The following is a 14399-nucleotide window of genomic DNA, read 5'->3' on the forward strand; positions in this document are numbered from 1 at the left end:
CGTCGGCAGCATCGGCGACTCTTACGACAACGCTCTCGCCGAGACGATCAACGGCCTGTACAAGACCGAAGTGATCTATCGACGCGGGCCATGGCGCTCGTTCGAGGCCGTCGAGTTCGCGACGCTGGAATGGGTCGACTGGTTCAACAATCGCCGGCTGCTGGAGCCCATCGGCAATATCCCGCCGGCCGAAGCCGAGGAGCGCTACTACGCTATGCTCGAAGAGCCGGCCATGGCAGCGTGACTCAAACCAAAATGCCTCCGGCAATCCCGGCGCGGTTCAGTTTGCCGCGCTCGTCGAGCGCGTAACGCTCGACTTTTTCAAGCCGTCGGAGATGGTCAGGCTCTCCGCCACTGGCCAGTTGATCGAGCAGCGAAACGGTCACCGCGCGCACATATCCACCCTTGGCGCCCATGATGCCGATATCATATTCGCGGATGATGTCCGGAGCCGGACGGTCTTGCGCGATGACAGCAGCGGCAAGTCGGTCGGGCCCTGTCCGGGCGTCGAAGAACGCAAGGTCCCTGTGCAGGCGTGCCCACGGTGTATCCCAACGGTCAGCCAGCCGCTGCAGGCACGAAGACACGGCATCCATGCCGACCATCTCTTCGTCAAAGTAGTCTGCGAAAGCCGTCGCTAGGCTGTTGAAAGCCGAAGGACGCGTTGCCGCGGATACCGCTTCGAGAATGGCGTTCAGCACCGCGGGTTGCTCGGCGAGACGTGAGTCCTTGTGCCATAGGCACCACGGAGCCTCCCGGACCTGCCGGCGGCTGAGCTGGGTACCTGAATCGAGGCATTCGCGGATCTCGCGGGCGAGCTGCGCGATGTCGCGTGGTTGCCTGGCGATCAGCGCCGCTTCGGGGAGGTTTGCCGCAAGTTCGCCAAGTTTGCTCTTCTGGGGTATTCTTATGCTTGAGCCCCAATGTCCTCTCGCCAGACCGGTGCAAACATCCCTCAGGCTAATGGGCATTTGCCTCGCCCACCGCTTTCTGAAGTTGGTCGAGATGATGCTGCATCTTTTCCGTGAGTTCCATTACGTCCTTGAGCCGCTGGGACGTATCCGCATCAAGGACGAAGCGCAGATCGATGCGGCGATGGCGATCATACTCGTTCGGGTCGATGCCTGGGATGGGGCGGGAATCTGCGTAGCCCGCAGCTGACAGGACAGGCGTCGCCGCACGGTTTCTGAGTGATCGTAGATAGGGCTGCTGCTGGACCAGACGCCAGAAGGTGTTCACGGCTCTGGCTGTCGACGACTGCCAGTTCCGCTCTGCAGTACCGGACCTGTCGGTATGTCCTTCAATGAAGACCGTCTCTACATAGGCAGCTTTTTCGCCCCCCTCTGGAGTATACTGGGGCAACACCGCCACCAGAGCAGCCGCTAGCTTGTCGACGTTGGCCGCGGCCACCCCATCGAGAGCAGCACTGTTTACCGCGAAGTTGATGGCATCCTCCCCAAGCCGAAGGACGCCGCTCCGGAAATCGACCTCGACGGTCAGGCCTGCGTCCTGCAGTCGGCTCCTAAGCTGCTCCAACAGCTCTCGGGTCAGCTCGGCTGCGGCAGCAGCGGCGGCGATTTCTTCCTCCACCTGTTCCTGGAGTCGGCTGATTTCCGTCTGCACAACGCTCGCGGTAGTCGCGACCTGCTCCAACCGTTTGATGCGCTCTTCCGACGTGTCAGTCTGCTGACGAAAGTTCATGGCGAACACCATCAGCAGAATGATGAACACGAAAAGGATGCCGACCATCATGTCGGTCATGGAGATGAAGTAATTCTCGTCTTCCTCTGCGTGATGGTCGATTTCGGCCAGACTGATATCGCTCATTGTCGATTACTCCGCGGCCTCACGGGTTTGTGCGCGGACCCAATTTTCCAGGGTTTCCGACAGTTCGCTCGTACTATCGCTGATGGTATCCAGCGTCGGCTTGAGATTGCCGAGCACTCTTTCGAGTGCGCCGTCCATCTGGTTGACGTGGTCAACCAAGCGTTGGAACTGAGTCTCGGTCGCTTCGGACAATGTACCGACGGCTGTGGCGAGAGACTGGTCGATTTTGTCGAACTGCTCGCGGTACTTGTCCCACGTCTGACTGATCCGTGTCACCTGCTCGGAGAGCGACTGGGCGAGCTCCGATGAAGCAGCGCCGGCGCGCTGCAGTTCGTCGGTGCTGCGATCGACCGCCGCGCGAAGGTCCGCGGACGCCGAAGCGATGCGCTCGCTGCCCTGGATCAGTGGTGCCGAGGCGCTGCGAACCTGCGTAGCAATGCTGGCAAAAGTTTCGGCCGTCTCGCGCGTCCGCTCGATAGCGTTCGAGATGGCGTTAGCCTGACTTGTATAGGCCGACACCCCTGCCTGCATCGCGGTTTGAAGCTTGCCGATCTCCTCGTTGATCCGGGCCAACACGTCCGTTAGCTCCGACTGCAACGCGGCAGCGGCAGCGGCAGCGGAGGCGGCCTTGCTGACGGCACGCGGCCTGAACATGCTGCTTAGTGCATCCGCAGCCCTTGCCGGGACCGCTCGGAGCGACTCCGTCTCTCTGAAAGACGAACGCTCACCGCGGGTCATGCGTGAAAAACAAGCCCTGCGACAGCGCGCCTTGCACTACTCGACGACGTCTTTCCCTCTTGCCCCCTTGCGAGGGAGAGATCGAGGCTCCGTTAAACGACCGCAAGCTCTCAATGAAGGTCGACAAAATCTACCCGATCGAAGAGATCATGCGGCGCCACTGGGAGTGCTGCGCAGCCTTGGCGAAGTTGGCCGGGAGTTCACGCAGGGGACCATCCGTCACCAGCTCACGGTGATCCCGGACCTGGCAGCAGACTGCGCCAATGAACTCCGATCGCGCGAACCGCTGATGACGCGGCTACCTCGCGGACTCATGCCTGCGGTGTGTGCTCTGGAACGTATCTCCCGCCTGTTTGTTAGGTCTTCGAAGCAGAACGGAGATACACGATGGACCACAGCACTCATGAACGCCTGAGGCAGGATGAGCTGATCGAGGACGTGCTCGTAGGCGCTACGATTTACGGGCCGGAAGACGAGACGATCGGGACGGTTTCCCACATGCACGGCAGCAGCGTTGCGATAGATGTTGGCGGTTTCCTCGGCATCGGCTCCAAGCGCATTGCCGTTCCGGTGAGCGAGCTCGATTTCATGCGCGAGGAAAACGGCAACGTCCACGCCGTCACCAGCTGGACGAAGGAGCAGCTGGAGCAGCTGCCGGAACATTTCGACTGACACTGATGATCGGACACATGGGGACCGCCGCAAGGCGGCTCCCCGTCACAGGGTCTCAATCGCCACGATGACGCTGTTATGGGCAGCGGTGCCTTCAATTACGAAACGAATCGAGTCGCCAACCTTCGCCGAGAGGCCATTTGCCGTGCGGAAGCCGGTGGTGCGCGCGGGCTGCAGGCCCGGGATCTCGTCGTGCGTGATCATCAGCAGTTGCGGATAGATCGCGCGCACCACGCCGATACCCTCCCAAAGCTGAAGGCCCGCATTTGCGCCGCTGTCTCGTGCATCAAGCTCCCGCCTTAGACGCTCAACCTCCTCCGTCAGGGTGCGAACTTCCGGAGCCAGCTTGGCCACTGTTGCTCCCCAGCCGAGGTAGCCGGCCCCGATACCCGCCGCGAGCGCGAGGATCACGAGCAACGCGACTTTCCATTGTGACATTGTGCTTGTCCTCTTCAGCCGCTCAGTGGGTTTGATGCTCGTCCGCCTCGTCCGGCGGCGCTTCATCCAGAAACTGCTGCGCCAGCGCTTCGATTTCATCGTCAGCATTGCGCCATTCGTCGTTCGGCCAGATGGCGCGGATGTAGCCACGCGGGTCGATCAGGAATTCCGAATGTCCGGCTGCCGCGGCAAACAGGTCATAGGCGCGGACGATCGCCCCGTTGGCCTCGGTGACGATCGGAAACAGCGCCGGTGAGGCGGTTGCTAGCTCGGCTATCGGATTGCCGGAAGAATGGCGCGGGACGGCTACGATCTCAACATTGTAGACCGCAAGCTGCGCATGGCGCTTTGCCAGCTGCTCGATTCGCTCGCGCGACTGCGGCAGCGAATACAGCACAAGCAGCACTGGCCTGCCCCGTCGATAGTCGCTCAGGGTACCAAGCTGCAGTGGACCGAGAACGATGTCGAAGTCAGGCGCGGGAATAAGTCCAGGCCTTATCTGCGTTCCGCCGCCAGCGGTCACAGTGGCGGCAGTGGCGCTTGCCCGCAGGTACTGTGCCACGCTCCAGCGGGTTTCTTCATCCAGTTTGGCCGCTAAGGAGGGGACACCGAGTTCCTTGTCCCCTTCCCCGGTGAGCCAGAACAGGTCACCAACAGTGGCACTCAGCGGCAAGCGGGCGAGGTCGATCGAACATGCCGGGCAGTGCTGCTGCCAGCTCTCCCTCCCTCTGTCCAAGGTGCGGACATCGTAGGACACGGGCGAGCGTGCATAGGAAGCCGGATTGGCCTGAACCGTAGAGCCGTTCCACGACAAAACGGCCAGCACCGCAGCGACTGAAGCGGCGACGCCAGCAAGGAGGACGCGGGGCCTTCGCCACAGGCTGACCAGCAGTCCGAGAGCGAACAGGCCACATGCAGCCAGCGCGATAGCATTCTGCTGCGGCGTCAGCGTCCGCCAGAATGGGAAAGCGCCCGGATCGGGAACGTAGCGGATGGGGAACGGCCATGTCGGGCTGCCGTGCTTGCCGGGCACGGACAGCATCATGGCGATGGCAAAGCCCAGGATGCCCAGCACCAGCGCTCCCTCGACCGTCACGTGGAGTGCAATCCGCCGCGAGAGCGGCGTGCTTCCCGGCCCCGCCAGCATGTCGCGCACGCGCGCCGCGATCAGCAGCGCCGGGACGAGCACGGCGACCTTGGCAATCAGCAACCGACCGTGGGTGGTGCCGACCAGTTCGGGAACGTCGCCGACGAGATGGCAGGCGGTGAGAATGCCGGTTCCGACGAGCGCGAAGATAAGCAAGGTTGCCACTCGTGAGAAGCGCACCAGCGCGCGCCGCGAGAACGGTTGAAGTGTTTCCTGGTCCCTACTGGAGATAAACAAGAGAGCCGCGAGGAACGGCAGCGCACCGATCCAGAGCCCGGCCGACATGAGGTGAAGTATGTCGGCCCAATGCACCAGCAGCTGGCGTTCGATAGCCGCAGCGTGGCTCGACAGGCTCATCAGCACAAGTGCCGCGGCAGAAAGGGTGAGGAGCAGCCAGCGCGACGCGATCCAGTCCGCCCGGCTGGCGGGCTGGCCCGCAAGGAACAGCCACGCCGCTGCGAAAGCCAGCAGCCCCTGGCGGATCAGCCAGACCTTTCCGGCCCAGGTGTCGATGGCGGCGGCGAAAATGGCCGATGGATCGAGCGCGGTTTCAGGCCGTCCGGTGAAGGTCGCTGCGCGCAGCGCAAACCAGATTAGCCCCGCACCAAGCGCCACCAGCGCCAGCCATTTGCTGGCGGAAAGGGCCATCCTCTCCCACCTGCCCGCCGCCTCATCTTTGGGGCGTCCGGCGAGCACCAGCAAGAAGGACGCGCCGGTGAGCAGGCTGCACGCCGCTACGTGCAGCAACAGCGAGGCATAGAGCAGCCCGTTCATTCCACCTTGAAGGTGTAGCGGCCTTCGGTGACGTGCGTGTCGACCGAAAGCACACGCCAGATCACGGTGTAGGTGCCAGGTGCAAGCTGCTTGAGCGACACGCGCAGCAGCGAGGCGTTGGCCGGATCGACGCGAGCATCATCATTGTCGACGCGTTCCCCGTCCTTATCCTCCACGGTGACGGAGCTGTAAGCCGGCTCAAGCTGCTCGGTAAACTGCAGCTTTATCTCGGCCGGCGCGCGCTTCAGCGAGCTGTTGGCGGCGGGTTCGGCGCGCTTCAGGCCGCTGTGGGCACTGGCGGAGCCAACGCACAGCATGAGCGCGCTGACGAGGATCGCAAGAACTCTGAAGAATTTCGGAAGCTGGCTCATGAGATATCCCCTCATGCCGAATTGCCGGCATTTCAACATGTTGCAGCCGGCGCGAGGCACGCCGGCTGACCATTCCTTCAAGGGCGTGGCTCTTACCAGGAGTCTTCCAAGCCGAGGTGGTGCAGGATCTCGCGGCGCATCTCGGCCATGCGAGGATCGCCCCGATGGCGCGGATAGTCCAGATCCACTTTCAGTTCGGCGACGATGCGGGCCGGGCGCGGGCTGCAGACCAGCACACGGTTCGCCATCATGAGCGCTTCTTCGACATCGTGGGTGACGAGCAGAGCGGTAAAGCCCTTGCGCTGCCAAAGCTGCACGATCTCAGTCTGCATGGCGAGGCGCGTCAGCGAGTCGAGCTTGCCGAGCGGCTCGTCGAGCAGCAGCATCCGCGGATCGTTCACCAGCGCGCGGGCAAGCGCCACGCGCTGCGCCATGCCGCCCGACAGCTGGTGCGGATAGACGTTGGCGAACTCGGGGAGCCCCACCAGCGAGAGCGCCTGGTCGACGCGGCTGCGGTGCGTCTTCAGGATGCCGCGCGCCTGCAGGCCGAGCGCAACGTTCTGGTAGACCGTGCGCCACGGATAGAGCGTCGGATCCTGGAAGACGATGATGCGCGAAGGATCGGGGCCGGTGATCGGACCGCCGTCGACTTCAAGCGAGCCTTCAGCCGGCAGCTCAAGGCCGGTGACAAGCCGCAGGAAGGTCGACTTGCCGCAGCCGGAAGGCCCGAGCAAGGCGACGAACTCACCCGGCTCGACCGTCAGGCTGACATTGTCGAGCACCTGCAGCTTGCCGTCGTTCATATCGAACGCGTGGCTCACCCGGTCAGCGACCAGCGACATGCCGGTGTGCTGCGGCGTCGGAGCGAATGCGGCTACCATTTCATCAGTCCCTTCTGCCAGGCGAGGTGCCGGTCACGGATCTTGAACAGCAGGGTGACGAGACCCGAGCACAGCAGCGCGAGGATGAGCAACGCCGCGTACATGTTGGCGTAGGCGGCCCAGCCGAGAGCCCACTGCAGGTACCAGCCGAGGCCGGCCTTCACGCCCATCATCTCGGCGACAACGAGCACGGCGAACGAAGCGGCCATGCCCATGAACAGGCCGACATAGACGTGCGGCATCGCAGCCGGGATCGCGACGCGCAGGACGAGGAACCAGCGCGAGGCGCCCATGGTGCGGGCCACGTCATAGAGCGAAGAGTTGACGCTCGATACGCCGGACCAAGTCAGGATGGTCACCGGAACGGCTGTTGCCAGCGCGATGAGGAAAATGCTCGCGCCCCAGCTCGAGGGGAAAGTGAAGAAGGCGACCGGTAGCCAGGCGACCGGCGGCAGCGGGCCTATCAGGCGCAGCACCGGATGGATCCAGTAGCCCATGATCTTCGACCAGCCGATGGCAACGCCGGTGATGAAGCCGGTGACGGCGCCAATAAGATAGCCGGTGGCCAGCAGCAGGAACGAGGCGATCACGCACTCGACGAGCCGCGGCCAGTCATCGATATAGACCTCGAGCAGGCCCTGCGGCGGTGCGAAGAACGGACGCGGCAGGAGCGGGATCTTCGCGGTCACGATCTCCCAGACGGCAAACACAACCGCGAGCACGATCAGCCACGGCGCGCTGTGCCGTGCCCGGCGCTTCGGGCGCGCGAGGCCCGGCACGATGGCAAGCGCCAGCAGCACCGCGGCGACCGCCGCCTTCAGGTAGAACAGCTCCTCGGTGTAGTACCAGTCTTCCGTCGCGTTCGGCCAAAGGCGGGTGATTGCCGCCGAGCCAAGCCAGGCAACCGTCGCGACGATGATCGCTGCGCCGGGCACGGATGGGGTCGGGCGCACCAGAGTGCTGGTGCCTGCTGCCGGGCCTTCCCCGGCAGCTGCTTGAACAGACACGTATCCTGATCCTCTGCTTAGATGTTCACTTCGGCGTAGATCTGCTCGGCGAACTTCGCCGGGTCGGTGCGGTTGCGGATGACCCCGATGTTCTTGAGGTCGGCAGTGAACTGCGCCAGCTCTTCCTTGAGTGCGTTGCCTGACGGATAGTGGCCGTGCCCGTGGTAGCTGATCTGCGCGATCAGGTCCTCGATCGGCGTGTTCGGCGAGAACGGCTGGTAGGCCTCGGCGGCGACCTGCGGATGCTCGACGGAGAGCTTCTGTGCCTCGAACAGCGAGCGCAGCAGCGCCTGGATCGCCTGCTGCTGCTCGTTGAGCAGAGCCTGGCGAACGCCGACAATGCAGCAGGCGCGGTTGGCGTACTCGCCTTCCATGTTGCTGCCGAGCTCGATGAACTTGTCGGACTTGAGGAACTGGTAGGTCAGCGGATCCCAGTGCGCGATCGCCTGGGCTTCGCCGCGCTCGACGACAGCACCCAGCAACTCGCCCGGATAAACGCGCCAGTCGATGTCGTTCTCCGGATCAAGGCCGAGTTTGGCGAGCTGGATCGCGAAGAAATGCTTCGAGGGGCTGGCCAGATCCGATACCGCGACGACCTTGCCCTTGAGGTCTTCCAGCTTGGTGACGCCGCTGTCGCGGGTGGACAGCAGGCGAAGGCAGCCCGCGTGCAGGCCCGCGATGATCTTGACGTCAAAGCCCTGCTCGAGCGGCTTCAGCCAGCGCAGCGCCATGCCGATGCCGACGTCGGCCTTGCCGGTGGCGATGCTCTCCAGCATCTGCTCGGTGGAACCGGCAAAGTTGATGAACTCGACGTCGAGATTGTTCTTGTCGAAGATGCCGCTTGCCTTGGCAGCCGCGACCGGTGCGCCGCAGATGGCGCCGGTGTTCCAGGCGACCGAGAGCTTCGCCTTGTCCTGCGCCAGCGCAGCCGACGGGGTGAAGAAGGGCGAAGCCAGCGCCGCCGGTGCGGAAGTGGCGAGAATGCCGGCGAGCACCTGCCGGCGAGTGGGATGAAGAAGGCTCATATCGGGTCTCCAGGTCTGATTACTTGCCGGTATCGAGGATGGTGACGCGCCCGCCCGGATTTTCGGTGAGGGCGAAGGTTTCGAAGTATTCGATGTCGGGATAGGTGCCGTAGCGCTCGAGGATGCCGTTCAGCCACGGGCCGGTGTAGAACGCCCGTGCATCGTCCAGGCTCTCCCACTGGTAGACGCCGCCCGCGATCCCGCGCTCACTCCAGATGAATTGCTTGCGGATCAGGCCCTTCGGCGAAGCGAAATTCGGCGCGATCTTCTCGAAATGCGCGCGGCACGCATCGCGCCCGATCGACGCTGGCAGCTTGTAACGGACGATGGCCGTAATCATTCCGGCTTGTCTCCCCTCTGTACGACCACTGAGCTGCTGCTTCATGTGGTCCCCCATGAACTCGGCCGCAGGATAGTCATGGGGAGCGAAGGAGACAGGAACGATCGTCCAATAAACGCGGCGGTCTGGAAAAACTGAGCCAGTGTCGGGTCAACTGACAGGAATGTCTGTCGTGGGGGGCGGAGAGCAGCTCAGGCCGACGTTGGTAAGCAGGCCAAAACAAAACGCGGCCCCTTTCGGGACCGCGTTGTCGCTGTACTTGTTGTTCGGAGGCTGGCGTCAGAAATCCGTCCAGCTTTCGTCGTCTTCGACCTGCGGATTGGCAGCAAGGGCAAGTGCAGGGCTGCGGCTCCCAGTACGGGCCGGAGCATAGGCTCGGGGTGCAGGCGCGGCGGCGCGGCGGCCGTTTTGCTCGGATGCTGCGCGCCCGGACTGATGTCCCGCCTCCGACACCTTGAACCGATCGAGCTTTCCCGAAAGTTCGAGCGCTTCGGCCTTGAGACGCCGGGATTCGGCTGACGTTTCCTCGACCATCGCCGCGTTCTGCTGCGTGATCTTGTCGAGGTGGGCAACTGCAGAGTTCACCTCGCCAATGCCGCGCGACTGCTCGGCCGCTGCGGCGGCAATGCCGCTGACGAGTTGGGTGATTTCGCTGATGCGCTCGACGATACGGCCCAGCGCCTCACCGGTCTCGCCGACAGAGGACACGCCCGACGCGACATGTTCTTCGCTGTTGGTAATGAGTTCCTTGATCTCCTTGGCCGATTCCGCGCATCGCTGCGCGAGGCTACGGACCTCCTGCGCGACAACGGCAAACCCCCTCCCGGCCTCCCCTGCCCGAGCCGCCTCGACACCGGCGTTGAGGGCGAGAAGGTTGGTCTGGAACGCGATCTCGTCGATGACGCCGACAATCGCAGCGATCGACTTCGAAGAGGTATTGATCTTCGCCATCGCCTCGACGGCGGACGCAACCACCCGGCCCGACTCCTGCGCCTCCGCCTGGGTCTGGCCGACGACATCGGCGGCCTGCGCCGCATTCTCTGCGGTAGTGCGCACGCTCTCGGCGAGCTGATGCAGCGCCGCCGAGCTTTCCTCCAGGCTCGATGCCTGCTGTTCGGTGCGCCGCGACAGATCCTCCGCGGCATTGGCGATGCCCTCGGTGCCGCCCACGATGGCGCGCGAGGTCGCGCGTACGTCAGCGATGACATCGTGCAGCGCCAGCACCGCCTTGTTGAAGTTTTCAGCCATCTCCGTGAATTCGGGCGGCAGGTCGGTGGCGAGCCGCTTCTGCAGATCGCCGAGTGCGAGCTGGTCCAGCGCAACCCCGAGCTTTTCGAGGGCGGCCTGACGATCTGCCTGAGCCCGCTGCTTTTCGGCCTCGGCGGCCGCACGCGCCTCTGCGAGCTCATCGAGATAGACAGAGATCGCGTAGTCCATGTCGAGCATTGCTGCCTTGATGACGACGCCTACCTCCTTGGGGACCTCGTCGGCCTTGCTGCGGCCAAAGCGGGACGGCCAGCGATCGCGCAGCACCGCCGTCACGAGCTGTTCGACCAGCAGCGCATAACCGCCGATATACCAGCGCGGTTCAAGACCGAGACGCGCATGCGCCTTGCCGACCGCGGAAACGCCCGCAACATAGCGCTCGTCGAACTCCGCATTGGCGATCAGCGACCAGTGCGATTCCTGGCGGCCCTTCGCGGACTGCATGTGCCGATCGTCGTTGAAGAACCGGGAGGTCTGCGGCGTCGAGCGGACCCGGTCGTAAAACGTGTCGAGCGCCTGCTTGATCGATCCTTCGATCACGCCCTTCACGCCGCGAAGGCGCTCACGCGACGAAGGATCGAGTCCGATAAACTGCAGGCGCTCGCGCAATGCGCCCATGTCGTACTGTTGGTTCATAAGGGGGGCTCCAAATCAACAGGTTCGCAAGGTTCAAACTGATACGGGACAGTTCCAGGCGACCGGAAACGGAGCAGTGACTGCTGTGAGATTGTGCCTTCAGGAACGTGCAACGTGGCCTCCCCCGCCCCGCGCTATGGCGCACCTGCGCCAACGCCACAATCATTAACTTTATTAGTAACTTAATTATTAAAGACTAATACAACTTTCCCGTGTGTGGCGTTGTGATGCCCCACTTATCCGAGGTCCATTTCCCTCACCGTCAAAGGAAAAGCGCCCGACCGCGTGGCCAGGCGCTTCTCGGTTGCGTGCAGGCTTGACGGCCAGCCGGCGATGGATCAGGCGTCGCCCCAGATCGCTTCGGCGGTCTTTACGACCAGCTCCAGCTTGCGCTTTTGGTCGTCCTCGGTGATGGCATTGCCTTCCTCGGTCGAGGCAAAGCCGCACTGCGGCGCAATGCCGAACTGATCGAGGTCGGCGATCTTCGACACGGCGTCGAACTTGCGCTTGAGATCGTCGAGGCTTTCCAGCTCGGCCGTCTTGGTGGTGATGAAGCCCGGATAGACGCGCTGCTTGCCCTTCGGCAGCAGGCGCAGAGGCTCGAGGCCACCGGCACGGTCGGTGTCGTATTCCATGAAGAACAGATCGACGCCCGTCTTGTTGAAGATTGCATCCGCAGCCGGATCATAGGCGCCCTCGGCAACCCAGGTCGACTTGAAGTTACCGCGGCACATGTGCATGCCGATCAGCATGTCGGCCGGTCGGTCCTTGATCGCCGCATGCATCATCCAGGCGTAGCGGTCGATCAGCCAGTCGGGGTCGAGGCCCTCCTGCTTCTTCTGTTCGCGAATGTTCGGGTCGCACAGATATGCGAAGTAGATGTCGTCCATCTGCAGGTAGCGGCAGCCGGCGTCGTAGAACGCCTTCACCGCCTTGCCATACGCCTTGGCGAGATCTGACAGCATCAGCTCGAGATCGTCGCGGTACGGCTGGTAACCAATATCTTCCTTCGCGACGCGGAAGTGGCAGCAGCTCGGGCCGGGGATGGAAATCTTCGGCGTGACGTCAGCCACCGACGCGAGGAACTTGAAGTGCTCCAGCATCGGGTGGTCGGCCGGGAAGTCGACCGGGCCGGTGATGGTCGGGAAGATCGGCCGGGTGTTCGCGCCCTTGAAGTGGATGCCCGTGACAGCCTCACGCTCCACGAACTCGAAGCCGACGAGGTCCTGCATGAAGTCGTAGTGCCAGAACGAGCGACGGATCTCGCCGTCGGTGACCACCTTTAGGCCCGCCTCCTGCTGCAGCTTTACCGCGCCGCGGATCGCTTCGTCTTCGACCGCCTTCAGCTCCTCCGCCGGAATCTCCTTTTCGGCGAAGCGCTGGCGCGCGTCCTTGACCGAAGCGGGGCGAAGCAACGATCCGACATGGTCGGCGCGGTACGGCGGACGTGGGAGTTCAGACATCGGTTCAATCCTTTGCTGAGTGCGATTGGGTGACCGGCGGCGCGGCGCCGCCGGAAGTGGGCGCATACATCGCGTCCGGATGAACAGTTGTCAATGCCACATAAAGAAATCTTTATGTCTTTACACTGGGTGAATTGGGAAGCCTATTGCTCCGGTCGGTCCCACCGTCCCTCCTGCGCCTTGTTGATGTACTGGCTGGCGACGAGCCACCCCTTGAGCGGTCGCAGCGGCGGAATGCAGGTGAGCAACACCAGCGGCAGCGAGATGAAGACGTGGAACCACATTGACGGGTTGTAGGTCAGCTCCGCCCAGACCGCGAAGGCGACGGAAGGTACGCAGGCAAAGCAGATGACGAAGAAGGCCGGCCCGTCGGCGGGATCGGCGAAGGAATAGTCGAGGCCGCAGACCTCGCAACTGTCGGCGATCTTCAGGAAGCCGCTGAACAGGTGCCCCTGCCCGCAGCGCGGACAGCGCCCCGCAATGCCCACCCGCCACGGCTCCAGCGGCGGATAACTGCTTTCTTCAACCACGTCCGGCACTCCTCTTGTACAACTTTCCCTCGAACTATCCCGCAATTGCGACAACGCAACGGAGGCGTAGGAGGCTCCGGCAAAAAAACTTCTGGGGGCAAGACATAGTCGTCCACGAGCCTTGCACCACAGGGCCCGTCATGGCCTTATTGATGCCCCGAAGCGCGATAGCACTGCTCGCGATACCCACACATCAATCGGTCGGCCATGTTTCGCCTGAAGACTAATCTTTTCGCTTCATTGCCGTCTCTGATCGCCAGCGCGGCGCTCGCGCAAGCCACCGCTACCCTGGGTCCCGGGCCTGCCGCCGTGTCTGGGCTTGCAATGAACGACCTCCTCAATGTTCGCGCAGAAGCCTCGGCAATCGGTAAGACGCTCACGCGCCTGCCGAACGGCTCGCTCGTTAACCTGTTCGAATGCAAGATGTTCAACGGCTACGAATGGTGCCGCCTGAACGTCGCCGATGATCCGAGCATTACCGGCTGGGCCCCTGCCCGCTATCTGCTGCCGCTCGACCTGACGGAAAGCGAGCGCGCGGCTATCGCCGCAGCACAAGACCCATCCGCAGGCGAGGCCGCCGCAGCCACTCCTCCGGCCACGCCGAGCGGCGATACGCTGCCGCCTGGGATCGAGGAGCGTTTTGCGAGCGAGCCTTACCGGCCCGAAGGCTGGTCCGAACAGGAAGTGGCAAAGCTGCAGGAACTCGCCAGCCGCCTGCGCCCAGCTCAGGCCGCCGACCTTGCACCGACCGTCCCACTGCCCAAACGGGTCGCGGCCGTCCCTCGCCCGAACCCGCGGGCGGAGGAGAACGGCGGCGCGACTGCTGCCGCGGTGCCGACGGAAGTGCCGACCGAAGTTCCGTGCGCCCGTTATCTCGGGCAACCGATGCAGCGCTGCAGCTTCACCGTCGCGAAGATCGACGACAAGAACGCGGACGTTGCCGTGTTCTGGCCCGACGGCGGCTTCCGGCTGATCGAGTTCCGCGAGGGTAAACCCGCGAGTTCCAACAGCGGGGAATCGATACGTGTCACCCGCGAGGGCACGCTCAACATGATCCGCGTCGGCAAGGCCGAACGTTTCGAAATCCTCGACATCGTCCCCTACGGAGGCTGATTTTGTGAGGAAAACCTTGGACATGCATAGGTTGCAAAGCACCCATGCATATTCGCGGCTTGCGGCAGACGTCAAGACCAGATAGGTCAGCGTTACTGACGATCTACCTCCTCCCAGAGAGTCAGTATCGAATGCAGAACACCTCCTCCCGTTCTGCATTTCAGATCAGGC

General features: G+C 63.2%; 16 protein-coding genes. 3 read left to right on the top strand and 13 right to left on the bottom strand.

Features of this window, described 5'->3' with window-relative positions; genetic code table 11:
* The coding region (locus L630_RS0117340; protein WP_024849487.1) for an integrase core domain-containing protein at positions 1–244 on the top strand (244 nt) is incomplete at its 5' end.
* Between the two features lies 1 nt (position 245).
* On the opposite strand, the gene L630_RS0117345 is transcribed toward L630_RS0117340, so the two are convergent.
* Genes L630_RS0117345 through L630_RS0117355 form a run of 3 tightly spaced genes read right to left on the bottom strand, consistent with a single transcriptional unit; the run spans position 246 to position 2481 of the window.
* Positions 246–971, bottom strand: coding sequence for an EH signature domain-containing protein (locus tag L630_RS0117345; RefSeq protein ID WP_024849488.1), 726 nt, complete (start codon positions 969–971; stop codon positions 246–248).
* Positions 961–1827 carry an OmpA family protein gene (locus tag L630_RS0117350; RefSeq protein ID WP_024849489.1) on the bottom strand — a complete coding sequence of 289 codons (867 nt, stop codon included), beginning with the start codon at positions 1825–1827 and terminating at the stop codon, positions 961–963. The genes L630_RS0117345 and L630_RS0117350 overlap by 11 nt, the downstream gene beginning before the upstream one ends.
* A 6-nt stretch (positions 1828–1833) precedes the next feature.
* Positions 1834–2481 (bottom strand): hypothetical protein, encoded by a 648-nt coding sequence (locus L630_RS0117355; protein WP_144708933.1) that lies wholly within the window; start codon positions 2479–2481, stop codon positions 1834–1836.
* Positions 2482–2952: 471 nt separating this feature from the next.
* Between L630_RS0117355 and L630_RS0117360 the strand changes: the two genes are divergently transcribed.
* Positions 2953–3237: a PRC-barrel domain-containing protein gene (locus L630_RS0117360; protein ID WP_024849491.1), complete on the top strand. Its 285-nt coding sequence runs from the start codon at positions 2953–2955 to the stop codon at positions 3235–3237.
* Between the two features lie 45 nt (positions 3238–3282).
* Here L630_RS0117360 and L630_RS0117365 read toward each other — a convergent pair whose 3' ends face one another.
* The 10 genes from L630_RS0117365 to L630_RS0117410 all read right to left on the bottom strand — a co-directional run bounded on the left by L630_RS0117365 (position 3283) and on the right by L630_RS0117410 (position 13115).
* Entirely contained in the window at positions 3283–3675 is a 393-nt protein-coding gene (locus L630_RS0117365) for a copper-binding protein (protein WP_186441620.1), read from the bottom strand.
* 22 nt (positions 3676–3697) lie between these two features.
* Positions 3698–5596 (bottom strand): CopD family protein, encoded by a 1899-nt coding sequence (locus L630_RS0117370; RefSeq protein WP_024849493.1) that lies wholly within the window; start codon positions 5594–5596, stop codon positions 3698–3700.
* Entirely contained in the window at positions 5593–5967 is a 375-nt protein-coding gene (gene copC / locus L630_RS0117375; protein WP_051473334.1) for a copper homeostasis periplasmic binding protein CopC, read from the bottom strand. Before copC ends, L630_RS0117370 begins: the two co-directional genes overlap by 4 nt.
* Before the next feature lie 92 nt (positions 5968–6059).
* Positions 6060–6848, bottom strand: a complete 789-nt coding sequence (locus L630_RS0117380) for an ABC transporter ATP-binding protein (protein ID WP_024849495.1) — start codon at positions 6846–6848, stop codon at positions 6060–6062.
* The gene (locus L630_RS0117385; protein WP_084466179.1) at positions 6842–7804 is read right to left on the bottom strand and encodes an ABC transporter permease subunit; all 963 of its coding nucleotides are present in this window, start codon (positions 7802–7804) and stop codon (positions 6842–6844) included. Before L630_RS0117385 ends, L630_RS0117380 begins: the two co-directional genes overlap by 7 nt.
* Before the next feature lie 68 nt (positions 7805–7872).
* Positions 7873–8880, bottom strand: coding sequence for an ABC transporter substrate-binding protein (locus L630_RS0117390; RefSeq protein WP_024849497.1), 1008 nt, complete (start codon positions 8878–8880; stop codon positions 7873–7875).
* A gap of 19 nt (positions 8881–8899) precedes the next feature.
* Positions 8900–9220 (bottom strand): hypothetical protein, encoded by a 321-nt coding sequence (locus L630_RS0117395; protein ID WP_024849498.1) that lies wholly within the window; start codon positions 9218–9220, stop codon positions 8900–8902.
* 279 nt (positions 9221–9499) lie between these two features.
* Positions 9500–11122, bottom strand: coding sequence for a globin-coupled sensor protein (locus L630_RS0117400; protein WP_024849499.1), 1623 nt, complete (start codon positions 11120–11122; stop codon positions 9500–9502).
* A 338-nt stretch (positions 11123–11460) separates the two neighbouring features.
* Complete coding sequence (locus L630_RS0117405) at positions 11461–12585, bottom strand: 5-methyltetrahydropteroyltriglutamate--homocysteine S-methyltransferase (RefSeq protein ID WP_024849500.1); 1125 nt, start codon at positions 12583–12585, stop codon at positions 11461–11463.
* A 143-nt stretch (positions 12586–12728) separates the two neighbouring features.
* Positions 12729–13115, bottom strand: a complete 387-nt coding sequence (locus L630_RS0117410; protein ID WP_024849501.1) for a DUF983 domain-containing protein — start codon at positions 13113–13115, stop codon at positions 12729–12731.
* Between the two features lie 324 nt (positions 13116–13439).
* Between L630_RS0117410 and L630_RS0117415 the strand changes: the two genes are divergently transcribed.
* On the top strand, positions 13440–14228 hold the full coding sequence (locus tag L630_RS0117415; RefSeq protein WP_144706924.1) for an SH3 domain-containing protein: 789 nt from the start codon (positions 13440–13442) through the stop codon (positions 14226–14228).
* Positions 14229–14399: the final 171 nt, after the last annotated feature.

The sequence above is a fragment of the Aminobacter sp. J41 genome (assembly GCF_000526635.1).
Taxonomy (GTDB): domain Bacteria; phylum Pseudomonadota; class Alphaproteobacteria; order Rhizobiales; family Rhizobiaceae; genus Aerobium.